The sequence below is a fragment of the Stenotrophomonas rhizophila genome, assembly GCF_001704155.1.
In the GTDB taxonomy this organism is placed as follows: domain Bacteria; phylum Pseudomonadota; class Gammaproteobacteria; order Xanthomonadales; family Xanthomonadaceae; genus Stenotrophomonas; species Stenotrophomonas rhizophila_A.
The window spans coordinates 2,023,078-2,045,044 of the sequence record NZ_CP016294.1 but is presented as its reverse complement, the minus strand read 5'-3'; the positions used below and the strand labels follow the sequence as shown (position 1 = coordinate 2,045,044).

General features: G+C 67.2%; 16 protein-coding genes. 2 read left to right on the top strand and 14 right to left on the bottom strand.

Going from position 1 to position 21,967, the window contains the following annotated elements:
• Positions 1–60: 60 nt before the first annotated feature.
• On the top strand, positions 61–930 hold the full coding sequence (locus BAY15_RS09245) for a crotonase/enoyl-CoA hydratase family protein (protein WP_068851549.1): 870 nt from the start codon (positions 61–63) through the stop codon (positions 928–930).
• 59 nt (positions 931–989) lie between these two features.
• Here BAY15_RS09245 and BAY15_RS09240 read toward each other — a convergent pair whose 3' ends face one another.
• From BAY15_RS09240 to BAY15_RS09215, 6 genes are all read right to left on the bottom strand, one after another.
• A complete protein-coding gene (locus tag BAY15_RS09240; protein WP_068854640.1) occupies positions 990–3,185 on the bottom strand; it encodes an ATP-binding protein in 2,196 nt (731 codons plus the stop codon).
• Positions 3,186–3,204: 19 nt separating this feature from the next.
• Positions 3,205–4,344 (bottom strand): response regulator, encoded by a 1,140-nt coding sequence (locus BAY15_RS09235; RefSeq protein WP_068851546.1) that lies wholly within the window; start codon positions 4,342–4,344, stop codon positions 3,205–3,207.
• Between the two features lie 200 nt (positions 4,345–4,544).
• Positions 4,545–6,062, bottom strand: coding sequence for a lysine--tRNA ligase (gene lysS / locus BAY15_RS09230; protein WP_068851544.1), 1,518 nt, complete (start codon positions 6,060–6,062; stop codon positions 4,545–4,547).
• 93 nt (positions 6,063–6,155) lie between these two features.
• A protein-coding gene (gene prfB, locus BAY15_RS09225; RefSeq protein WP_099047393.1) for a peptide chain release factor 2 occupies positions 6,156–7,281 on the bottom strand; the annotation gives its coding sequence in 2 pieces (ribosomal slippage) (positions 6,156–7,205 and positions 7,207–7,281; 1,125 coding nt in all).
• A 55-nt stretch (positions 7,282–7,336) separates the two neighbouring features.
• On the bottom strand, positions 7,337–8,248 hold the full coding sequence (locus tag BAY15_RS09220; RefSeq protein ID WP_068851537.1) for a LytTR family DNA-binding domain-containing protein: 912 nt from the start codon (positions 8,246–8,248) through the stop codon (positions 7,337–7,339).
• Positions 8,249–8,293: 45 nt separating this feature from the next.
• Positions 8,294–11,215 carry a VIT domain-containing protein gene (locus tag BAY15_RS09215; RefSeq protein WP_083214115.1) on the bottom strand — a complete coding sequence of 974 codons (2,922 nt, stop codon included), beginning with the start codon at positions 11,213–11,215 and terminating at the stop codon, positions 8,294–8,296.
• Positions 11,216–11,339: 124 nt separating this feature from the next.
• On the opposite strand from BAY15_RS09215, the gene BAY15_RS09210 reads away from it, so the two are divergent.
• The gene (locus BAY15_RS09210) at positions 11,340–12,389 is read left to right on the top strand and encodes a DUF1176 domain-containing protein (protein WP_083214262.1); all 1,050 of its coding nucleotides are present in this window, start codon (positions 11,340–11,342) and stop codon (positions 12,387–12,389) included.
• Positions 12,390–12,402: 13 nt separating this feature from the next.
• On the opposite strand, the gene BAY15_RS09205 is transcribed toward BAY15_RS09210, so the two are convergent.
• The 8 genes from BAY15_RS09205 to dapB all read right to left on the bottom strand — a co-directional run bounded on the left by BAY15_RS09205 (position 12,403) and on the right by dapB (position 21,875).
• Complete coding sequence (locus tag BAY15_RS09205) at positions 12,403–12,711, bottom strand: hypothetical protein (protein WP_141236255.1); 309 nt, start codon at positions 12,709–12,711, stop codon at positions 12,403–12,405.
• The gene (locus BAY15_RS09200) at positions 12,708–13,256 is read right to left on the bottom strand and encodes a hypothetical protein (protein ID WP_068851531.1); all 549 of its coding nucleotides are present in this window, start codon (positions 13,254–13,256) and stop codon (positions 12,708–12,710) included. The genes BAY15_RS09205 and BAY15_RS09200 overlap by 4 nt, the downstream gene beginning before the upstream one ends.
• Before the next feature lie 87 nt (positions 13,257–13,343).
• The gene (gene recJ, locus BAY15_RS09195; protein ID WP_068851528.1) at positions 13,344–15,077 is read right to left on the bottom strand and encodes a single-stranded-DNA-specific exonuclease RecJ; all 1,734 of its coding nucleotides are present in this window, start codon (positions 15,075–15,077) and stop codon (positions 13,344–13,346) included.
• 51 nt (positions 15,078–15,128) lie between these two features.
• Positions 15,129–16,046 carry a phosphoglycerate mutase gene (locus tag BAY15_RS09190; protein ID WP_068851525.1) on the bottom strand — a complete coding sequence of 306 codons (918 nt, stop codon included), beginning with the start codon at positions 16,044–16,046 and terminating at the stop codon, positions 15,129–15,131.
• A gap of 7 nt (positions 16,047–16,053) precedes the next feature.
• A complete protein-coding gene (greA, locus tag BAY15_RS09185) occupies positions 16,054–16,530 on the bottom strand; it encodes a transcription elongation factor GreA (RefSeq protein WP_068851523.1) in 477 nt (158 codons plus the stop codon).
• Positions 16,527–19,769: a carbamoyl-phosphate synthase large subunit gene (gene carB / locus BAY15_RS09180; RefSeq protein WP_068851520.1), complete on the bottom strand. Its 3,243-nt coding sequence runs from the start codon at positions 19,767–19,769 to the stop codon at positions 16,527–16,529. Before carB ends, greA begins: the two co-directional genes overlap by 4 nt.
• 68 nt (positions 19,770–19,837) lie before the next feature.
• Positions 19,838–20,968, bottom strand: coding sequence for a glutamine-hydrolyzing carbamoyl-phosphate synthase small subunit (gene carA / locus BAY15_RS09175; protein ID WP_068851517.1), 1,131 nt, complete (start codon positions 20,966–20,968; stop codon positions 19,838–19,840).
• Positions 20,969–21,194: 226 nt separating this feature from the next.
• On the bottom strand, positions 21,195–21,875 hold the full coding sequence (gene dapB, locus BAY15_RS09170) for a 4-hydroxy-tetrahydrodipicolinate reductase (protein ID WP_068851514.1): 681 nt from the start codon (positions 21,873–21,875) through the stop codon (positions 21,195–21,197).
• Between the last annotated feature and the right edge of the window lie 92 nt (positions 21,876–21,967).

The window sequence follows — 21,967 nt, the reverse complement described above, 5'->3', positions numbered from 1 at the left end:
GACCCGTCCGGCCTGCCGCCCACCGTCCTCCCTGCAGGCCAACCCGCCGAGGTAATCCCCATGCAATCCATCGAAAAGCTCCCGTATTCCCACGGCTATGCGACCATCCGCACCGAATCGACCCCCGACAACGCCGCCCACTGGCTCTTCATGCACGCCGATGCCGCCACCGGCATCCGTCCCTGCTGCCGCAAGGACATGCTGGACGAGATGTGGAGCGTGATGAGCCAGATCACCCTGTCTCCGGCTGAGCGCAACAGCGGCAAACTGCGCCACTTCGTGCTCGCCTCCGACGCCACCGCCTACAACCTGGGCGGCGACCTGGCCCTGTTCGCGCAGCTCATCCGAGAAGGCAATCGCGACCGCCTGCTGGCCTATGCCCAGCGTTGCGTTGAAGGTGTGCACCACCTGCACACCGGCTTCGGCGGTGACGTGCGTTCCATCGCCGTGATCCAGGGCGATGCACTGGGCGGCGGCCTGGAAATGGCGCTGGCCTGCCACACCATCATCGCCGAGGAAGGCTGCGGCATGGGCCTGCCCGAAGTCCTGTTCGGGCTGTTCCCGGGCATGGGTGCGTACTCGTTCCTGTGCCGCCGCGTGGCCCCGCAGCTGGCCGAGAAGATCATCCTCGAAGGCCGCGTTTACTCGTCCGAAGAGATGTACGCCATGGGCGTGGTCGACGTGCTGGTGCCCAAGGGACAGGGCATCAAGGCGGCCGAAGACCTGATCCGCCAGCAGCAGCGCACCCCGCGCACCTACCTGGCGATGAACGCTGCACGCAACCTGGCCCAGGCGGTGGGCTATGACGAACTGCTGGAAATCACCAAGATCTGGGTGGATTCGGCACTGGCCCTGGAAGACAAGTCGCTGCGCACCATGGATCGGTTGATCAAGGCGCAGACCCGCCGTGCCCAGTCCGATGCCGCGTAACTGCGCCATCGCAAGCAGGGGGTTCCAGTAAAAAAGCCCGGTTGGAGCCGGGCTTTTTTTCAACGCATGTCGATGCCACCGTCGTCCGTGGACGAGGCACCCGGACGCCTGCGCGCTTCCAGCGCCTGTTTGCCTTCCTTCACCGCCGTACGGATCAGCTTCATCCGCTCGCGCCATTCGCTCTTGAGCTGCCAGTCGGCCATGTGCATCACCTCGCCGGCACGGTAAGCCACCCGCACCAGGCCCAGGTTGCTGGCCACGCCCTTGATCGCGTGCGCCTGCTCGCGCAGGTGTACCCAGTCGCCACGTTCGCCCGCTTCCATCGCCACGCCCACGCACTGCGTGGCGTCGGCCAGGCACTGGCGGATGAACTCCTGCTCGAAGCCCTCGCCCATGCCCAGCGCGGCCAGTTCATCGAGCACGCCGGTATCGAGCACGCCCACGGCCACCGGCGTGGACGGCACCACGGCGGTGCGGGCTTTCAGGCCATCGTTGGCGGCGATCTCGGCCAGGGTGTCCAGCAGCTTCACCGGCACCACCGGCTTGCCGAAGAAGGTGTGCGCGCCGGCCTGGGTGCACTGCTGGATCGACTCGGGGGTGACGTCGGCGCTGAGCACCAGCACCGGCGTGCGCGGGGCGCCACCGGCCTGCAGCACGCGCAGCTCCTTGAGCATGTCCAGCCCGCTCATGCCCGGCATGTGCAGGTCGACGATGGCTACGTCGTAATCGCTTTCGGCCATCGCATCGAGCACCGCTTCGCCGCCGTTGACGCACACCACCTTGTGCCCGGCCTTCTGCAGCAGCCGCTGCAGCACCAGCCGGTTGGCCTGGTGGTCGTCGGCCACCAGCACCTTCATGCTGCGCACGCGAGCGCGGTGGCGCAGGAACGGGTCGGCGAAAGCGATTACATTGTCCTGCGCGCTCTGCAGGCCATTGCCGAGCACGGCCGGGGTGAACTCGCCGGCTACCACCGGTGGCAATGCGAACGGCAGTTCGAACCAGAAGCAGCTGCCCTGCGGCGGGTTCTCGGCATAGCCGATCTGTCCCCCCATGGCTTCGACCAGCCCACGCGAGATCGAGGTACCCAGCCCGCTGCCTTCGTGGCGGCGGCCCAGGCTGACATCGGCCTGCTCGAAGGCCTGGAACAGGCGCGAACGCATTTCCGGGCCCACGCCAATGCCGGTGTCGAGGATGTCGAAGCGCAACCGGACCTGGCCGTGGCCCTCCTCGCCCACCTGCGACACCCGGATCTCGATCCTGCCGTGCTCGGTGAACTTCACCGCGTTGCCGGCCAGGTTGAGCAGGATCTGGCGCAGGTGACCGAGGTCGCCGCGCAGCAGGCGCGGCACGCCTGCGGCGACCTTGACCTGGTAATCCAGATGCTTCAAACGCGCCTGCGGCATCAGGATCAGGCCGATCGACTGCACCACGTCGTCCAGCGAGAAGTCCTCGGCCACCACCCGCAGCTTGCCCGCTTCGATGGCCGAGATGTCCAGCACCTCTTCCACCAGCGCCAGCAGGCTGCGCGAGGATGCCTGGATGGTATTGACGCACTCACGCTGCTCTTCATCCAGCGTAGTGGTCGCCAGCACCTCGGTCATGCCCGACAGGCCATTGAGCGGCGTGCGGAACTCGTGGCTCATGTTGGCCAGGAAACGGCTCTTGGCCTCGCTGGCGCGGCGCGCCTCGTCCATCGCATGGGTCAACTGGCGCAGCAGGCTGGCGAAGTACAGCGGCACCGCTGCCAGGCCCAGCCACAGGCCGAAGCCCAGCCGCGCGTTGGCCTGCCAGTAGCCGGTGGCGAGCACGGTCACCCCGAAACTGACCAGCGCCATGCCCACGGCGGCGTACAGGTACTTGTTGCCGTAGCGCATGCCGTTGCCCACCGTGACCCACATCACCACGATGTAGACCCACGACAGCGGCTCGCCCATCTGCACCATGCCGGCAGCAATGAGCCCGTAATCGGCCAGCATACCGGCCACCCGGCGCGGGTCCGAACGACCGGGGCGCGCCAGCAGCCACGAGAACAGCAGCACCGACAGCGTCAGCCCGGTCAGCACGATGCCCAGCACCACCTGGTACTGGTGGTGCGGCAGGTCGTTGCGCACCCCCGGCATCAGCACGTATCCCAGGATCAGCACGATCAGGACGATGCGTACGATCGCCTGGCCATGCTCACTGTCAGGGCGGTTGCCCAGCTGGCGCCTGAGCAGCGTCAGGCCCGGGAGCGCGCCAAGCCGCTGCTTCAACATCTGGAACAGACCTGCCATGTCACATCCCCGGGCGGGAGGACGCAACGGAATGCTGCGCGCAGATGTCGTCCAGCTGCACGCGGCCGCGCAGCAGTGCGTCCACGCAGCGCGGGTCGAACAGGCGCCCGCGTTGTGCGTACAGATAGGCCAGGGTGGCTTCCATCGTCCATGCTTCCTTGTATGGGCGCGGCGAGATCAGGGCATCGAAGACATCGGCAACGGCCACGATCCGCGCTTCCAGCGGGATGGCTTCACCGACCAGACCGTCGGGATACCCGCTGCCGTCGTAACGTTCGTGGTGGCGCAGCGCGATCAACGCGCCGACCTGGATGAAACGGTTCTGGCTGCCACTGAGCAGTTCGTAACCGATACGCGGGTGCCGGCGCATGATGGCCAGCTCCTCGTCGTTGAGTTTGCCCTGCTTGAGCAGCACGGCATCGGGAATGGCGATCTTGCCCATGTCGTGCAGGGGCGCGGCCATCTCGATCAGTTTGACTTCTTCTTCCGGCAGCCCGAGCTGCTCTGCGATCAGCCCGGCCACGTGCGCCATGCGCTCGAGGTAGGCGCTGGTGCCGGCATCACGGAACTCGATCGCGCGGGCCAGCCGCGACAGCGTCTCGCGCTCGCGTTCCTCGACCTCGTGCATGCTGGCCAGCAGCCGCTGTTCCAGCGACAGCGCGCGTTGCTTCACGTTTTCCGACTGCTGCCGCAGCTGCAGCAGGTTATAGCAGCGCGCGCGCAGCTCGCGCGGGCGGATCGGCTTGACCAGGAAGTCGATGACGCCCGCTTCAAGCGCGGCCTGGCGGATCGGCTCATCGCCGACCACGGTGATCAGGATCACCGGAATGTCGCGGTGCTTGGGCAGGCGGCGGAAACGCCGGGCGAATTCCAGCCCGTCCATTTCCGGCATGCGATAGTCGAGCAGCAGCAGGTCCACCCCGTGCGATTCGCACCAGGCAAGCGCCGTCAGCGGGTCGCCGAAATCATGCACGCTCAGTTCCGGCGCGATGTCCTCGATGACATGCCGCAGCATCGTGCGCGCGGACGTCTGATCGTCAACGATGACAATATTCAAGGCTGTTTCCGTCGTCTTCCTGGACCACACTGGCACATGCTGCGGTAAGGATACCCCGCCGCTCTGCATACCGGCACCTTGCATGGGACCACCTCCGGTCACGATTCCCCAGTTCATGATCGTGGTCACAGTGTGATGCGCGTGTCACGCATGCCCCGTCCCACCTCATGCTCCACGGCCGGCGCGGATTGCGCCATCTAGGGCCACGGGGAAACCATACGCGTCCGGCCACCGCAGCGGAAGCCCGCCGGGACGGCCCCTGCGGGGCCATCCGGACCTACGTCTCAGTTTTCGGGACGCATGTAGGGGAACAGCAGCACGTCGCGGATCGAGCTGCTGCCGGTCAGCAGCATCACCAGGCGGTCGATGCCGATACCCAGGCCGCCGGTCGGGGCCATACCGTACTCCAGCGCACGGATGTAATCGGCGTCGTAATGCATGGCTTCGTCATCGCCACCTTCCTTGGCCGTGACCTGGGCCTGGAAGCGGGCCGCCTGGTCTTCGGGGTCGTTCAGCTCGGAGAAGCCGTTGGCCAGCTCCTTGCCGTTGATGAACAGCTCGAAGCGGTCGGTGTAGCCGGGCTGGTCGTCGTTGGCGCGGGCCAGCGGCGAGACCTCGACCGGGTGGTCGGTGATGAAGGTCGGCTGCACCAGGGTGTGCTCGACGGTGGCTTCGAAGATCTCCAGCAGCAGCTTGCCCCAGCCGTAGGACGGCTTGACCCGGATCTTCAGCCGCTCGCAATGGCGCAGCAGCGCCTCGCGGTCGGTGCAGTCGGCCAGGCTGATTTCCGGGTTGTGGTGGCGCACCGCCTCGTCCATCCGCCAGCGGCGGAACGCCGGGGCCAGGTCGATGGTGGCGCCGTCCCACTCCACCGTGGTGGTGCCCAGCACCTTGCTGGCCACGTCACGGATGACGCCTTCGGTCAGGTCCATCACTTCGTTGTACGTGGCGTAGGCCTCGTACAGCTCCATCATGGTGAATTCCGGGTTGTGCCGGGTGCTGACGCCTTCGTTGCGGAAGTTGCGGTTGATCTCGTACACGCGCTCCAGGCCGCCCACGACCAGGCGCTTGAGGTACAGCTCCGGGGCCACGCGCAGGTACAGGTCCAGGTCCAGCGCGTTGTGGTGGGTGGTGAACGGCTTGGCCGTCGCGCCGCCGGGGATGTAATGCATCATCGGCGTTTCGACTTCCAGGAAGTCGCGGTTGTCCAACCATGCGCGCATGGCGCGGATGATCCGCGAGCGCTTGATGAACACCTCGCGCGACTCCGGGGTCACGATCAGGTCCACGTAGCGCTGGCGGTAGCGTTGCTCGACGTCGGCCAGGCCATGCCACTTGTCCGGCAACGGGCGCAGCGACTTGGTCAGCAGGCGGATGCTGGTGGCCTTGACCGACAGCTCACCGGTCTTGGTCCGGGTCAGCCCGCCTTCGACGGCGATGATGTCGCCCACGTCCCAGCCCTTGAAGGCGGTATAGGCATCGCCCAGCGTGCTGCCCTGCAGGAACAGCTGGATGCGGCCGGATTCGTCCTGGATCTGGGCGAAGCTGGCCTTGCCCATCACCCGCTTGGCCATCAGCCGGCCGGCCATCTTCACCGTGCGGTCGGTGGCTTCCAGCGCTTCGGCGGTCCACTGCTCGGCATCGGCGAACTCGCCCTGCAGGGTGCCGGCGAAATCCTCACGGCGGAAGTCGTTCGGGTAGGCGATGCCCTGCCCGCGCAGCGCGGTCAGTTTCGCGCGGCGCTCGGCGATGAGGCTGTTCTCGTCGACGGGGGGCTGCGGCGCGGGGATCTGATCGTTCATGGCGTGGGTCTATGTCTGGGGGATATGGACGGGAAATACGAAACCCGGGGTGCCGGGATGGAGCGGATCGGGCCGCACGTGGCGGCCCGACCGTCAGGCGTCGAGGCGTTTGGAACCGACTTCCAGGCCCGACTTCAGGCTGGCTTCGACGAATTCGTCGAGGTCGCCATCGAGCACCTTCTGCGTGTCCGAACGTTCGATGCCGGTGCGCAGGTCCTTGATGCGGCTCTGGTCCAGCACGTAGTTGCGGATCTGGCTGCCCCAGCCGATGTCGGACTTGGTCGCTTCCACCGCATCGCGCTCGGCGTTGCGCTTCTGGATTTCCAGCTCGTACAGCTTGGCGGCCAGCATCTTCATCGCGTTGTCGCGGTTCTGGTGCTGGCTGCGGCCGGTCTGGCAGGCCACGACCGTATTGGTCGGGATGTGCGTGATGCGCACCGCCGATTCGGTCTTGTTGACGTGCTGGCCACCGGCGCCGGACGAGCGGTACACGTCGGTACGCAGGTCGGCCGGGTTGATGTCGATTTCAATGTTGTTGTCGACTTCCGGCGACACGAACACCGAGGTGAAGCTGGTGTGGCGGCGGTTGTCCGAATCGAACGGCGACTTGCGCACCAGGCGGTGCACGCCGGTTTCGGTCTTCAGCCAGCCATAGGCGTAGTCGCCTTCCACGCGCAGCGTGGCCGACTTGATGCCGGCAACATCGCCTCCGGACACTTCCATCAGTTCGGTCTTCCAGCCGCGCGATTCGCACCAGCGCAGGTACATGCGCAGCAGGATTTCGGCCCAGTCCTGGGCTTCGGTACCACCGGCACCGGCCTGGATGTCGACGAACGCGGGGGCGTTGTCCATCTTGCCGGAGAACATGCGCTGGAATTCCAGCTGTTCCACGTGCTTCTGGTACTTGTCCAGGTCGGCGACCACGGCCAGGGCGGTGTCTTCGTCCTGTTCGCTTTCAGCCAGTTCCAGCAGTTCGCCGGATTCGGTCAGGCCATCAAGGATGGTGGCGATGCCGCCCACGGTCTTTTCCAGGCTGGAACGCTCGCGGCCCAGGGTCTGGGCATATTCGGCGTTGTTCCAGATATCGGGGTTTTCCAGTTCCCGGGTTACTTCTTCCAGACGCTCTTTCTTGGCGTCGTAGTCAAAGATACCCCCTGAGCGAGAGCACGCGATCGGTGAGATCGGTGATTCGCTGGCGCACGGGATTGAGCTCGATCATATCGGCGGTAATGAAGGCTTGGGACAAGACCGGAATTGTAGCCCAGAGCGCTTGTTCATGTTGCTGTCGGCGTCGCTGCAGGCTCGGCCGGCGCGGGCCCCTGCCCCAGCGCGGCGCGCAGCACCGGCAGCTGGCGGCGGCTGCACGGCAGCACGCTGCCATCTTTCAGGTGGGCCCGGGCCTCCCCGCTGTCCAGCGGCTCGATGGAGACCAGGAAGCCCAGGTTGAGCACGTAGCTGCGGTGGATGCGCACGAACCGGGCCGGGTCCAGCTGCGCCTCCAGTGCCGCCATCGTGCTGCGCAGCGGGTACTCATGGCCGCGCACGTGCAGGTTCATGTAGTTGCCGGCGGCCTGGGCGTACTCGATGTCGGCGGTGGCAACCAGGAAATCCCGGCCCAGCTTGCGCACCAGAAAACGCTCCGGGCGCTCGACCGGCTCTTCCGGCGGGGCATCATCGGGCGCGGCCAGCAGGTGCGCCTCGCCCTGCCGGCGGCGGCCGAACCAGCTGAAGAAGTGCTCCAGCGCCACGAAGCTGAAGAACGCGCGCACGTCCTTGAGATACTCATACAGGAGCCGGGTCGGCCAGGCCGAGCCGTCGACGTAGTGCTCGCCCACGCTGGCATAGGCCAGGTGGCGCAGCAGCATCATCCCGGCCACGTGCAGCAGCGACCAGCCCACGCTGGCCAGCAGGTACAGCGGCAGCCGCCGCTTCCAGGTATCGGCATGCAGCGGCCAGCGCTGGCAGCCCCACCACAGCAGCGGCAGGGTCAGCAGGATCATGCCGGCGCTGCTCAACTCCCAGGTCATCGGCTCCCACAGCGCCAGCACTTCGCCCCGGCGCTGAGCGTCCATCACCTCGACCACGGCATTGGCCACGCCGCTGCCGAGCAGGATGGCGGCCCATACCAGCAGGCGGCTGGTGGGCCGCCAGCGCGGGGAACTTCGGTGGGGCACGTTCGGGTCCATGCAGCGGGCGCCGTGGAATCAGCGCCCGATTCTACGGGCTGCGGCTCAGCGCACGTCGAACTCGCCCACCAGCACGGTGTCGGCACTGTCCTTCAGGCGCAGGGTCACCTGCTGGTCCTGTTGGCGGCGGCTGCCCCAGTGCGTGCTCAGGCGCAGGGTCAGCGTGGTGGCCCCGGTAACCAGCTGCTCGCGGCTGCCGAAGTAGTTCGCCTCCACCTTGTAGCGGCCGGGCCTGGCCTGGCGCAGCGAGAACTGTTCCGGGCCGTAGCCGCCAGTGAAGTCGCGCGACATCTGTCCACCCTGGAAGGTCAGCCGATTGCCGTAGTAAGCGCGCTCGCCGTTGGGGTCGGTCACCCACAGGTCCATGTCGCTGTTGTCGCTGTCCCAGCTGAGCACCACGCGCAGGTCCAGCGGCATCGCCCGGCGCAGGCGCGGGTCCACTGCGCGTGCATCCACCCCGGTGCGCGCCACCAGCGTGGTCAACTCGTCCAGCGCGATCAGCGAGATGCCATCGAAGCGCTCGTCCCACGGCCGCACCACCACCTCGTTGAACGCGGCCAGCGCCGCCTGCGGCTGGTTGTCGGCTTCCAGCGCCAGGGCCAGGTCCCGGAAGCTCTGCGGCTCTTCCTCGCCCAGCGCCAGCACGTCACGGAACACCGGTACCGCCAGCGCCGGCGCCTTGGCCTGCATCAACCGGTAGCCCAGCACGCGCAACACGTGGCGGTTCTCCAGCTGCATCTCGGCCAGGTTGGACAGCACCCGCAGCGCCAGGTCGCGCTGGCCGTGGGCGAACAGCATGTCGGCCACGTCCAGATAGAAGGCACTGCTGTCAGCGTGCTGTTCGCGTTCCTGCAGGTACAGCGCGTACACCGCCTCCGGGCGTGCCGCGCGCAACCGGCGTGCGTAGGCCGAATCCGGTTCCCAGGCGGCGACCGTGATGCGCAGGCCGCCCTGGTTTGCCCGGTCATCGGCATCGCCTTCCACCGCCATCTCGGCTGCAGCATCGGCCTGCGTGCGCCGGGCGGCGGTGAGCTCCACGCGATCCAGCGTAGTGGACGCGGCCTCCGCCCGCTCGCGCTGCGCGCTTTCTGCCGCCACCATCATGGCCGGGGCGGGCGGTGCCGGCGCGGCCGCCGGCATCGGCGCCATCAACTGCTTGCTCGACGCCGCCGCCGGAGGTGCGCCTTTCGGCCAGGCCCGGTTCCACCATTGCTCGCGTTCGGCGAACTGCCGGGCCAGCGTGTCCAGGCGCGCGCGGCGGGCGCTGGCCTCGTCATCCAGCTTCACCGCGTGCAGCCGGTCGTAGTCCCGCTGCAACGGCGCCGCCGGCCGGATGCCGTAGCGCAGGTAATCGTCCAGCGTTTCCAGCACCAGCAGCGAGGTATCGGCGCCCACCAGCCCGAAGCGCTGCGACAGTGCCTGGATTGCGGCACGGTTGCCTGCGGGATCTGCGGCCAGCTCGCGACGGCGCGCGTCTGCCCAGGCATGGGCGACCAGTGCACCGCCGGTATCGCGCGCCTGCGCCAATGGCACCATCAACGTCTGCCGGCTACCGTCTGCACCGGGCACCTGCAGCCGCAGCACACCGTTCGCGTTCTGCATCCGGGCCAGCACGCGCACCCAGCCCTGGGCGGCGCGGTCGGCATCCACGATCAGGTCGCTGAGCCCATCGCCTTCGGCCTGCACGTTGCCCGGGTTGTCCCGCAACAGGCGCGCTGCCATCGAGTCCACATCATGGCCGCCGTTCAACACCAGCAGCTGCCCCTGCCCTGTACCCACCCACGCACGCAGGCGGTCACTGTCGGTGCGCGCACCGGCGCCACTGAGCGCATACAGGCGCTGGTTCGCACGCAGTGCGGGGCGCTCGCGCTTGCCGTAGTTGGCCAGGCCGTCGCTGACCAGCAGGTACTCGTCGATATCGGGCTGCGCGGTCCAATCGCCCAGCGCACTGGCACCGTCGTAGGGCAAGGCCTTCAGGTACCGGCGCAGCGCGCTCCAGTCGCCGTTGCGGATCGCGAAACGACGGGCCGGCTCGGCGTGATCGCGCAGCACGGTCAGCTGTACCTCGCCATTGCCGATGGCGGCGAAGTAACGCTCAAGCACGGCCAGTTCCGCAGCCGTGTCGCGATGGCGGGCCGAGCCGGACGCATCCCACAGCAATCCAACGCGATGCGGCAAGGTGCGTTGGCGGGTCTGCACCGGCACAGGCACCTGCACCATCACATGGTGGTCGCCATCGAAGCCACCCCGCACCGCATCCAGCCCGCGCGGCAGCGGCAGGGTCCAGCCCAGCTGATCCGGCAACTGCCTGCCGCTGCCCTGCCACTGGGCGCGCCAGGCGCCGTCGCGCAGGGCCAGGGCCAGCGTCGGCGGTCCGTGCGTCACCGGTACGCCGGTGGCGACCGCGTCCAGCTGCAGCTGTACCGCGTTGGCCTGGCCCACGAACTGCAGCGGCAGCGTCCAGCGCAGGCCCTCCCTGTCCACCGGCAGGGCCTCACGCACGGTCAGCGCGACCCGGCGCGTGCCCAGTGCTGGAATGGGGTAGATGCGCAGGCGGAACTGGTTGCCGGCGGTCTGCTCCAGCAGGCCCGGGTCAACCCGGCGCCGCTCGATTGCCTCGAACACCTGCCGTCCCTGCGCCTTGGGTACCGGCACCGCATCGCGCAGCACGCCGTCGATATCCAGCGCGAACGCGGTCACCTGCTGGCCCTCGGCCAACGGGAATTCCAGCGCCCCCTCCAGCACGCGCCGGTTCGGGTTGCGGAACACCAGTTCGATACGGGTCTCGGCCAGACCGGCCGCCACATGGCTGTCGATGCGCGCCTGCTCCAGCTGCACCGGCTGTTCCGCACCGGCCACCTTCAGCAACGGCTCGACCACGCGCTGCGCTGCCGCCGTCGGCACGCCCGCTCCCCCGCCCACCCACAGCAACAACCCCAAGCCGATACCGCGCAGCACGCTGTCCATGTGACGCTCCTGATCCGATGACGAAGGGTTGAACGCACCAGCACCGGAAACGGGGTTGGACAGCACGCCCCCTGCTGGTCCACGATCCCTCCCCCATGGAATGTTGCAGAAGAAGGATGTCCGCATGCGCCTGTCCCTGATCCCCCTGCTGATTGCCGGCCTGCTCCCGGTCGCACACGCCGCACCGGCCGGCGCGATCACGCCCGGCGTGGCATTCAGCCATGAGGACTGGACCTTGGCCTGCGACAACACCCGCACCTGCCGGGCTGCCGGGTACCAGAACGAGGACGCCGGCGGCGATCCGGTCTCCGTGCTGCTCACCCGGCGTGGCGGGCCGGACCAGCCGATCGGGGCCGAGCTGATGCTGGGCGAGTACGAGGAAAGCGACCTGCCGGCCACTGTCACCCTGCGCATCAACGGCACCGCGCTGGGCACCGTGGCGGACAACACCCGCTTCTCTGCGGCGCAGGTAACGGCACTGCTCAAGGCCCTGGTGAAGGACAGCAGCATCGAGCTGATCGGCGACAACGGCCGCCAATGGACCCTCTCCGACCGTGGCGCATCGGCGGTGCTGCTGAAGATGGACGAATTCCAGGGTCGGCTCGGCACGCCGGGCGCGATCCTGCGCAAAGGCAGCCGCGCCGAAGCCAGCGTGCCCGCTTCGCTGCCGGTACCCGTGGTGACCCTGCCACGGCGCGTGGCCACGCGCCCGGCCGACGAAGCCCTGGCCAACGCCCCGGCGCTTCGTGCCGCGCTGGCCGCCGCGACCTCGCAGGATGACTGCGAATCACTGCACCCCAGCGAGGGCACCTATGCGGATGAAGGCCCACAGGCAATCGCGGTCAAGCGCCTGGACAACCGCCGGCTGCTGGTGTCCATGACCTGCTGGCGCGGTGCCTACAACGCGGGCAGCGGCTACTGGGTGGTAAACGACCACGCACCCTACCAGCCCGCTTACATCACCAACCTGGGCGTGGACGACGACGCGCTGACCATCTCGTCCTCGCACAAGGGCCGCGGCCTGGGCGACTGCTGGTCCAGCGCCAGCTGGGCGTGGAACGGCACCGCATACGTCAAGACGTCAGACAGCACCACCGGCCTGTGCCGCCTGGTCGCCGCAGGCGGCGCCTGGGACCTGCCGACACTGGTAACCGAGGTCAAGGAGGCGCCCTGAGCCGCCCGCAGGTTCAGAACGGGAACACGGTCGAGGTCGCCTGCGCGGCATTGAACAGCCGCTGCAGCAGCAGGTAATCGCCCTCGGCGCTGTCGTTGGTGACAAAGCGATGGGCCTGCTGATCCATTCCGCCTCGATAGAACACCATGAACTGGTTGGCTTCCAGATTCCGGTTGAAGTCGTGCCGCACCGTCATGCTGAACTCCGGTGTTCCCACCGAGACATCGTCACCCTCCGCATCGAACAGCCACGCCAGTTCGCCAGCCTCCGTCTTCAGGAGGACCTTTTCCAGGAACGTCAATAGACCGGTCGGCAGCATCATTCTTCCACTCCTCTTCGTTCCAGCGTCTCCACGCTTGACTTGATCCTGACCAGGTAATCGCTGAGCGTATGGCAGGCCGCCCGGCTCATCGTCGCGCTTGCCGTGTTATGGATTGCCTTCAGGATGATCATTTCCGCATCGTTCAACAGGGGCGTGAGCGAAGGGTGCTGGGTGAGGTCCTTCGCGTAACGCGCATCCAGCCGCGCCAGGAACCGGCGCGCCATCTGCAGTGCCCTCAAGGCCGCACTATAGTCTTTTCGCTGAACTTTCGAGCTCACGTCATCTATCAAAGAGATGACTTCGATAGCTAGAACCTTTGTTTGCTGGTGTGCAGCACGCGCAAAGGCCTTCCTTACCGCCTTTCCAGCCGTTCCGGCATGCACGATCTCCCCGATGGCAACGACCAGCGCCACCAATGTCGCGCCTCCGCACCAGTAGTTGAACACGTTGATGCTGTCGGAATTGCCCCACTCCCCCTTCAGATGGACGAGCGATGCGCAGACCAACAGCGTGGCAACCAGGTAGGTCCAGCGAACATGCGACATGTCTTTCGCCACTCCCCAAGCCAAGATGGCGGGCAATGGCGTGACACTACGTGTCTCGATCCGGCGCCACAGTAGGCGCAGTCCCAATCACGCGTCGGCGCAGTGCTCGATGATCAGCTGGATCGCACCGCCGCCGCGGTAGTCGTCGCTGACCAGGCGATAGGCGATGTGCACGTTGTTGGCCGGCGCGTTGCCTCGCCAGCCACTGAAGTGGATGGCGTTGATCGGCTCTGCGCGGCCGGGCACGCGCAGGCTGAGCTTGAGATGCTTTTCCTTCAGCACCTGCCAGCGCGCCACCTGGAAGTGGCCATCGAACAGCGGCTCCGGGAAGCCCTGCCCCCACGGACCGGCCAGGCGCAACGCTTCGGCGTGCTGGAAATCCAGCTCGGCCGGGGCAAGTTCACCATCGCTCACCAGCAGCTGCTGCAACGCAGCCGGATCCATGCTGGCTTCGACCACGGCGACGAAGGCGTGCTGGAACTCCTGCAGCCGTGCGTGCGGAAGGCTCAGGCCGGCCGCCATCGCGTGGCCGCCGAACTTGTCGATCAGTCCCGGGTGGCCCGCGTTGACCAGCGCCAGCGCGTCACGGATGTGGAAACCGGCAATCGACCGCGCCGAACCCCGCAGCGAATCGCTGCCGGGTTCGGAGGGCGCAAACGCAATCACGGGCCGGTGCAGGCGATCCTTCATCTTCGATGCCACCAGGCCCACCACGCCCGGGTGCCATTCGGCATCGAACAGGCAGGCCGCAATCGGGCGCTCGCCTTCGGCGGTCAGCACCGCGCGGGACACGGCAAGCTCTGCGTCGTCGGTCATCAGCTGCTGCACGGCACGCCGCTCAGAGTTGATCTGCTCCAGCGTCTGCGCGATCTCGCGGGCCTGGCTGCGGTCTTCGGTGAGCAGCAGTTCGATGCCCAGCGCCATGTCTTCCAGCCGGCCGGCCGCGTTCAGGCGTGGGCCGAGGGCGAAGCCGATATCGGTGGCACTCAGCCGCGCCGCATCGCGGCCACTGGCTTCAATCAGCGCCTGCAGGCCCACGCAGCCGTGGCCGGCCCGCAGCCGGCGCAGTCCGGCCGACACCAGTGCCCGGTTGTTCGCATCCAGGGCGACCAGGTCGGCCACGGTGCCGACCGCGACCAGGTCCAGCAGGGTCAGCAGGTCCGGCTCGGCACCCGTGGCAAACGCCCCCTGCACGCGCAGATGCCGGCGCAGGGCCATCAACACATAGAAGATCACGCCGACGCCGGCCAGCGCCTTGCTCGGGAACGCATCACCGTTGATGTTGGGATCGACGATCGCATCGGCCGGCGGAAGCTGTTCGCCCGGCAGGTGGTGGTCGGTGACCAGCACCTTCCAACCGAGGGCCTTGGCCGCAGTCACGCCGGCATGGCAGGCAATGCCATGGTCGACGGTGACCAGCAGCCCGGGCTGCAGGGGCGCCAGCTCGGCCACCAGCGACGGCGACAGGCCGTAGCCGTGCAGCATGCGGTTGGGTACCGCATGCACGACGTCGCGTGCGCCGAGCATGCGCAGGCCGCGCACGCCGACCGCGCAGGCGGTGGCGCCATCACAATCGAAATCGCCCACCACCAGGATGCGCTCATCGGCCGCAATCGCCGCGGCCAGCAGGTCCACGGCGGCCTGCATGCTGCCCATCAGTTCCGGCGCGTGCAGCTGGGCCAGCTTCGGCTGCGCCTGCGCCGCATCGGTAACCCCGCGCGCCGCGTACAGGCGCTGCAGCAGCGGCAGCATGCCGCCCGGCCAGTCGCCGGGCACGGCAACAGGACGGCGTTGGATCTGGAGGGAATCAGCAGAGGTCAAGGCGGGCTCGATGAACAGCGCGAACGCCGATGGCCACCATGATACCCGGCATCAATCGTGCAGCTGTACCGGCTTCTTCCAGAACCGCCAGCGCTGACCCTTGTCCAGCTCGAACCGCGCGCCATCCTCGAAATCCAGCACCAGCCGACGCAGTTCGCCGCGCTGCAATGCCGACAACAGCGGCCGGATCGCATCGTTGCCCAGCTGTTCCAGCGAACGCAGTTGGCGCAGGTCCACCAGCGCATCCACCTGCTGGTCGCCATCGGCCTGCACGCCGGCCGCCTTGGCCAAGGCCTGCAGCAGCGCATCGCGGCTGCGGACCTGCGCGTGGGCGGTACGCACCGCCCCGGGCAGCTCACCGCCACCCCAGAACCACAGCGAATTGACCGCCCGCTTGCCGGCTGCCAGGCGCTGCACGTTCCACGCGTGCTGGTGCAGCACCACCTGGGCTTCAGTCAACAACGCCCGCCAGCGACGCCCGGCGTCGCCTTCGGGCAGGTGCGCGAACAGGTCATCGCCCAGCACGTCATCGGGCGCGGCGAACGCCGGCAGCGTGGTGCCTGGCGGCAAGCGCAGGTACCAGCGCGACGGCGTCGGCGCATCCAGGGTGAATCCATACCCGGCAAACAGCGGCTGCAGCGCCGGCAGCAACGCCGCCACGTCGTCGGCCTCAAGCCGCAACGTGTCGCCGTGGCCCATCATCCGCGCGCCGTGCATGTCCGGCACCACGTTGGCCGGGTCCGCCCGCAGCCATACGCCATCGTGGGCATCGCCCACATCCAGCTGCCGGGTCAGTGCCGCCACCGGCCAATCGGCCGGCTGCAGCTGGAAATGCCGCTGCAGCTGGGCACGCTCGCCGGCATCGACCCGGCTGCGCTCGGCGCGGCCGAGCGCCTTGGCCACGTCATCAGGCAACGCCGCCGCCGGGAAGCGGCTGCGCGCCGGCAGCAACAGGGTTGCCGTGGCCATGGTCAGGTCAGTCCAGATACTCGACGCTGACGATTTCGTACTCCCGTTGCCCGGCCGGGGCGTCGATCACGATGCTGTCGCCCTCGTTCTTGCCGATCATGGCACGCGCCACCGGCGAGGAAATCGCGATCAGGCCGAGTTTGATGTCTGCCTCCAGGTCGCCCACGATCTGGTAGCGCTTCTCTTCATCGCTTTCCACATCGGCCAGCTTCACGGTAGCGCCGAACACGACCTTGCTGCCGGCATTGAGCTTGGTGATGTCGATGATCTCGGCATGCGACAGCTCGCCTTCCAGCTGCTTGATGCGGCCTTCGATGAAGCCCTGCTCTTCGCGCGCGGCGTGGTACTCGGCGTTCTCCTTGAGATCGCCGTGCTCACGTGCCTCGGCAATGGCCGCGATGACCTTGGGGCGCTTGACCGACTTCAGCTGGTCAAGCTCTTCGCGCAGACGCTGCGCGCCCTTCAGGGTAATCGGTGCTCTCATGCGTTCAACTCCTTGTGCAGCTCCTGCAGCGACCAGACCGGGCCGGTACCGCGGAATTCCAGTGATTGCACCAGCGCCTTGGCGCCGGCAATGGTGGTCGAATAGGTGACGCGGTGCTGCAGCGCCTCGCGACGGATCGAGAACGAGTCGTTGATCGCCGCACGCCCTTCGGTCGTGTTGACGATATACACGATCTCGCCGTTCTTGATCGAATCGACGATGTGCGGGCGGCCTTCAACGACCTTGTTGACGATCTCGCACTGCATGCCGTGCTCCTGCAGCCACGCGGCAGTGCCGCGGGTGGCGACCAGGCTGTAACCGCGCTCAAGCAGTGCCTGCGCGACCGGCAGCACGCGCTTCTTGTCCGGGTCGCGGACCGACACGAAGGCCTTGCCCAGCGGCGGGGCCTTGATGCCGCCGGCTTCCTGCGCACGTGCGAAGGCGGCGCTGAAGCTGCGGCCCACGCCCATCACCTCACCGGTGGAACGCATTTCCGGCCCGAGGATCGGATCGACGCCCTGGAACTTGGCGAACGGGAAGATCGCTTCCTTGACCGAGTAGTAGTCCGGCACGATTTCCTTGGTCGCGCCCTGCTCGGCCAGGGTCTTGCCGGCCATGCAGCGCGCGGCGATCTTGGCCAGCGGCATGCCGGTGGCCTTGGATACGAACGGCACGGTGCGCGAGGCACGCGGGTTCACTTCCAGCAGGTACACGATGTCCTCGCCGTTGTCGCCGGCCTGGATCGCGAACTGGGTGTTCATCAGGCCGACCACGTTCAGGGCCTTGGCCAGCTCCACCACCTGGCGGCGCAGCTCGGCCTGGGTCTCGGCCGACAGCGAGTACGGCGGCAGCGAGCAGGACGAATCGCCCGAATGCACGCCGGCTTCCTCGATGTGCTCCATCACGCCGCCGATCAGCACGTTGCCGTCCTTGTCGGCAATGATGTCCACGTCCACTTCCACGGCGTTGTCCAGGAAGCGGTCCAGCAGCACCGGCGAATCGTTGGAAACCTTGACCGCATCGCGCACGTAGCGCGCCAGGTCGGACTCACCGTAGACGATTTCCATCGCACGGCCGCCCAGCACGTAGCTCGGGCGCACCACCAGCGGGTAGCCGATCTCGCGGGCCAGCAGCAGGGCTTCCTGGTCGTTGCGGGCGATGCGGTTCGGCGGCTGCTTCAGGCCCAGCTTGTCCACCAGCTGCTGGAAGCGCTCGCGGTCTTCGGCCAGGTCGATGGAATCGGGCGAGGTGCCGATCACCGGCACGCCATTGGCTTCCAGCGCGCGCGCCAGCTTCAGCGGGGTCTGGCCGCCGTACTGCACGATCACGCCCTTGGGCTGTTCCAGCTCAACGATTTCCAGCACGTCTTCCAGCGTCAGCGGCTCGAAGTACAGGCGGTCGGAGGTGTCATAGTCGGTCGAGACGGTTTCCGGGTTGCAGTTGACCATGATGGTTTCGTAACCGTCATCGCGCAGCGCCAGTGCCGCGTGCACGCAGCAGTAGTCGAACTCGATGCCCTGGCCGATGCGGTTCGGACCGCCGCCCAGGATCATGATCTTGTCGCGGTTGCTCGGCGCCGCTTCGCACTCGTCCTCATAGGTCGAATACAGGTAGGCGGTGCTGGTGGAAAACTCGGCGGCGCAGGAATCCACGCGCTTGTACACCGGGCGCACCTTGAGCGCACGGCGCAGTGCGCGCACGCCCGCTTCATTGGTGCCGGTCAGCTCGGCCAGGCGCGCATCGGAGAAACCGGCGCGCTTGAGCTTGCGCAGGCGGGCGGCATCGAGTGCGTCCAGGCCATCGGCAGCCAGCTGGGTTTCGGCCTGGATGATCTCTTCGATCTGGTCCAGGAACCACGGGTCGATGTGCGACAGCGCGAACACGTCTTCCACGCTGAAGCCGGCGCGGAATGCATCACCCACGAAGAACAGGCGCTCGGGGCCCGGGGCCTTGAGTTCACGCTTCAGGGTGGTGATGTCGTCTTCGTTGGCCAGGTCCAGGCCGGTCGGGTCGAGGCCGAGCTTGCCGGTTTCCAGACCACGCAGGGCCTTCTGCAGCGATTCCTGGAAGGTGCGGCCCATCGCCATCACCTCGCCCACCGACTTCATCTGGGTGGTCAGGCGGGCATCGGCAGCCGGGAACTTCTCGAAGGCGAAGCGCGGAATCTTGGTGACGACGTAATCGATCGACGGTTCGAACGAGGCCGGGGTCAGGCCGCCGGTGATTTCGTTCTTCAGTTCGTCCAGCGTGTAACCGACCGCCAGCTTGGCGGCGACCTTGGCGATCGGGAAGCCGGTGGCCTTGGAGGCCAGCGCCGACGAACGCGACACGCGCGGGTTCATTTCGATGACAACGACGCGGCCGGTGGTCGGGCTGATGCCGAACTGCACGTTCGAACCGCCGGTATCCACGCCGATCTTGCGCAGCACGGCGATGGAGGCATCGCGCAGGCGCTGGTACTCCTTGTCGGTCAGGGTCTGGGCCGGGGCGACGGTGATCGAGTCACCGGTGTGCACGCCCATCGGGTCCAGGTTTTCGATGGAGCAGACGATGATGCAGTTGTCGGCGGTGTCGCGCACCACCTCCATCTCGAATTCCTTCCAGCCCAGCACCGATTCTTCCACCAGCACTTCGGTGGTCGGCGACAGTTCCAGGCCGCGGGTCACGATATCGACCAGCTCTTCGCGGTTGTAGGCGATGCCGCCACCGCTGCCGCCCAGGGTGAAGCTGGGGCGGATGATGGTCGGGTAGCCGACGCGGGTCTGGATGTCGATGGCTTCTTCAAGCGTGTGGGCCACGGCCGCGCTCGGGCACTCCAGGCCGATCTCGCCCATGGCCACGCGGAACAGCTCGCGGTCTTCGGCCATGCGGATCGCTTCGCGCTTGGCGCCGATCAGTTCGACGTTGTACTTCTCCAGCACGCCGTTGTCGGCCAGGTCCAGCGCGCAGTTCAGCGCGGTCTGCCCACCCATGGTCGGCAGCAGTGCGTCGGGCTTTTCCTTGGCGATGATCTTTTCGACCGTCTGCCAGTTGATCGGCTCGATGTAGACGGCGTCGGCCATCTCCGGGTCGGTCATGATGGTGGCCGGATTGCTGTTGACCAGCACCACGCGGTACCCCTCGTCACGCAGGGCCTTGCAGGCCTGGGCGCCGGAGTAATCGAACTCACAGGCCTGGCCGATGACGATCGGGCCGGCACCGATGATGAGGATGGTCTTTAGGTCAGTGCGCTTGGGCATTGTCTTCTCTAAGTCAGTACAGCGTGTCAGGGGTCGCAGCGCCGCGCCGAAGGCAGCGGCGTCTCGAATCAGGCCTTGGCCTGCGCCATCAGGGTGATGAAGCGGTCGAACAGCGGGCTGACGTCGTGTGGGCCCGGCGAGGCTTCGGGGTGGCCCTGGAAGGAGAACGCCGGCACGTCGGTGCGGGCGATGCCCTGGTTGGTGCCGTCGAACAGCGAGCGGTGGGTCACGCGCAGGGTGGCCGGCAGCGTGGCTTCATCCACCGCGAAGCCGTGGTTCTGCGAGGTGATCATCACGCGGCCGTCGTCCAGGTCCTGCACCGGGTGGTTGGCACCGTGGTGGCCGTGGCCCATCTTGACGGTCTTGGCGCCGGAGGCCAGCGCCAGCAGCTGGTGGCCCAGGCAGATGCCGAACACCGGCACCTTCCTGTCCAGGAACACCTTGATCGCTTCGATGGCGTAGTCGCACGGTTCCGGGTCGCCCGGGCCGTTGGACAGGAACACGCCATCGGGATTCATCGCCAGCACTTCGGCAGCCGGGGTCTGGGCCGGTACCACGGTGATGTCGCAGCCGCGCTCGGCAAGCATGCGCAGGATGTTGAGCTTGGCGCCGAAGTCATAGGCCACCACCTTGTACTGCGGGGCGGCGCTGACGAACGTGTTGGAATCCAGGTCGAGCTGGCCCTCGTTCCAGCTGTAGGCCTTGTCGGTGCTGGTCACCTTGGCCAGGTCCATGCCCTTCAGGCCGGGGAACTTGCGTGCGGCTTCCAGGGCGATGTCGACGTTGATGTCGTCACCGGCCATCAGCGCGCCGTTCTGCGCGCCGCGCTCGCGCAGGATGCGGGTGAGCTTGCGGGTGTCGATGCCGGAAATGGCAACCACGCCACGCTGCAGCAGCCAGTCCTGCAGCGAGACCTGGCTGCGCCAGTTGCTGGGACGGCGCGGCACGTCGCGCACGATCAGGCCCGCCGACCACACTTTGTGGGCTTCGTCGTCCTGGTCGGTAAGGCCGGTATTGCCGATATGCGGGTAGGTCAGCGTGACCATCTGCCGGGCGTAGGAGGGATCAGTCAGCACTTCCTGGTAACCGGTCATGGCGGTGTTGAACACCACCTCACCGACGGACAGGCCGGGCGCGCCTACGGATTCGCCCTCGAATACGGTGCCGTCTTCGAGGACGAGGATTGCGGCTTGGGTCACGGGAATCTCACTTTGGCTACCGAGGGGTCACCGAAGTCACGCCACGCTTCACGGAAAAGCGGTTGCAAAAAAGCGCGGACTGCGGTGCGGGACCGGTCCGGCTGTCGTGATTCGGCGAGCGGGAATTGTAAAGGCAACCCCCCTCCAACGCCAGCGTTTGCTTGCAATGGGCAGCGTACGGGAGCGTCCGGCCACCCTGGGGTTCAGGCGTGGCCGGTGTACGCGTTCAGGTTGCGCTGGCGGCGAGCAGGTCGCGCACGCGGTAGCTGGCGGGGGCGCGCCCGTTCAGCTGCACGGCGGCGAACAGGGCGCCACGGGCGAAGATGTCGCGGTTGGTGGCGCGGTGGGTCAGTTCGATGCGCTCGCCGAGGCCGGTGAACTGGACGAGGTGTTCGCCGACGATATCGCCGGCGCGCAGGCTGGCGTAGTGCGGCTGGGCGCCGCTCTTCTGGGCGGCGGCGCCGAGGGTGAGTGCGGTGCCGGAGGGGGCGTCCTGTTTGTGGACGTGGTGGGATTCGACGATGTCGCAGTCCCAGCCGGCCAAGGCGGCGGCGGCACGTTCGACCAGTTCATCGAGCACGGCCACGCCGAGGCTGAAGTTGGAGGCCCACACGAGCGGGATCCGGGTGGCGGCCTGGATCAGGGCCTGGCGCTGGGTTTCGCTGATGCCGGTGGTGCCGGAGACGAGGCCTGCGCCGCGCTCGACACACAGGGCCAGCACGGGATCGAAGCCTTCGGGCAGGCTGAAGTCGATGGCGACGTCGAACTGGGGCGCGCCGTGGAGTTCACTGGCGGCGAAATGCGGGACGCCGTCGACCACGCGCTGGGCGGGCGAGCGGCGGGTGACGGCGGCCACGACCTGCAGGTCGTCGCGTTCGGCAGCCAGGCGCAGCAGGGCCTGGCCCATGCGGCCGGACGCACCGTGGATGAGCAAACGGATCGGGGGAGTAGTCATGCCCGCAGGCTAGCGAATGGGCTTGGATTGGGCAATCGCCAACA

Excerpts from the sequence above, each read along its gene's own strand:
- carB (WP_068851520.1), bottom strand. The coding sequence starts at position 19,769 with ATGCCCAAGCGCACTGACCTAAAGACCATCCTCATCATCGGTGCCGGC.
- BAY15_RS09200 (WP_068851531.1), bottom strand. The coding sequence starts at position 13,256 with ATGTCGCATGTTCGCTGGACCTACCTGGTTGCCACGCTGTTGGTCTGC.
- BAY15_RS09220 (WP_068851537.1), bottom strand. The coding sequence starts at position 8,248 with ATGGACCCGAACGTGCCCCACCGAAGTTCCCCGCGCTGGCGGCCCACC.
- BAY15_RS09190 (WP_068851525.1), bottom strand. The coding sequence starts at position 16,046 with ATGGCCACGGCAACCCTGTTGCTGCCGGCGCGCAGCCGCTTCCCGGCG.
- lysS (WP_068851544.1), bottom strand. The coding sequence starts at position 6,062 with ATGAACGATCAGATCCCCGCGCCGCAGCCCCCCGTCGACGAGAACAGC.
- greA (WP_068851523.1), bottom strand. The coding sequence starts at position 16,530 with ATGAGAGCACCGATTACCCTGAAGGGCGCGCAGCGTCTGCGCGAAGAG.
- BAY15_RS09240 (WP_068854640.1), bottom strand. The coding sequence starts at position 3,185 with ATGTTGAAGCAGCGGCTTGGCGCGCTCCCGGGCCTGACGCTGCTCAGG.
- dapB (WP_068851514.1), bottom strand. The coding sequence starts at position 21,875 with ATGGGCCAGGCCCTGCTGCGCCTGGCTGCCGAACGCGACGACCTGCAG.
- BAY15_RS09235 (WP_068851546.1), bottom strand. The coding sequence starts at position 4,344 with ATGCAAGGTGCCGGTATGCAGAGCGGCGGGGTATCCTTACCGCAGCAT.
- BAY15_RS09205 (WP_141236255.1), bottom strand. The coding sequence starts at position 12,711 with ATGATGCTGCCGACCGGTCTATTGACGTTCCTGGAAAAGGTCCTCCTG.
- BAY15_RS09210 (WP_083214262.1), top strand. The coding sequence starts at position 11,340 with ATGCGCCTGTCCCTGATCCCCCTGCTGATTGCCGGCCTGCTCCCGGTC.
- BAY15_RS09245 (WP_068851549.1), top strand. The coding sequence starts at position 61 with ATGCAATCCATCGAAAAGCTCCCGTATTCCCACGGCTATGCGACCATC.
- BAY15_RS09215 (WP_083214115.1), bottom strand. The coding sequence starts at position 11,215 with ATGGACAGCGTGCTGCGCGGTATCGGCTTGGGGTTGTTGCTGTGGGTG.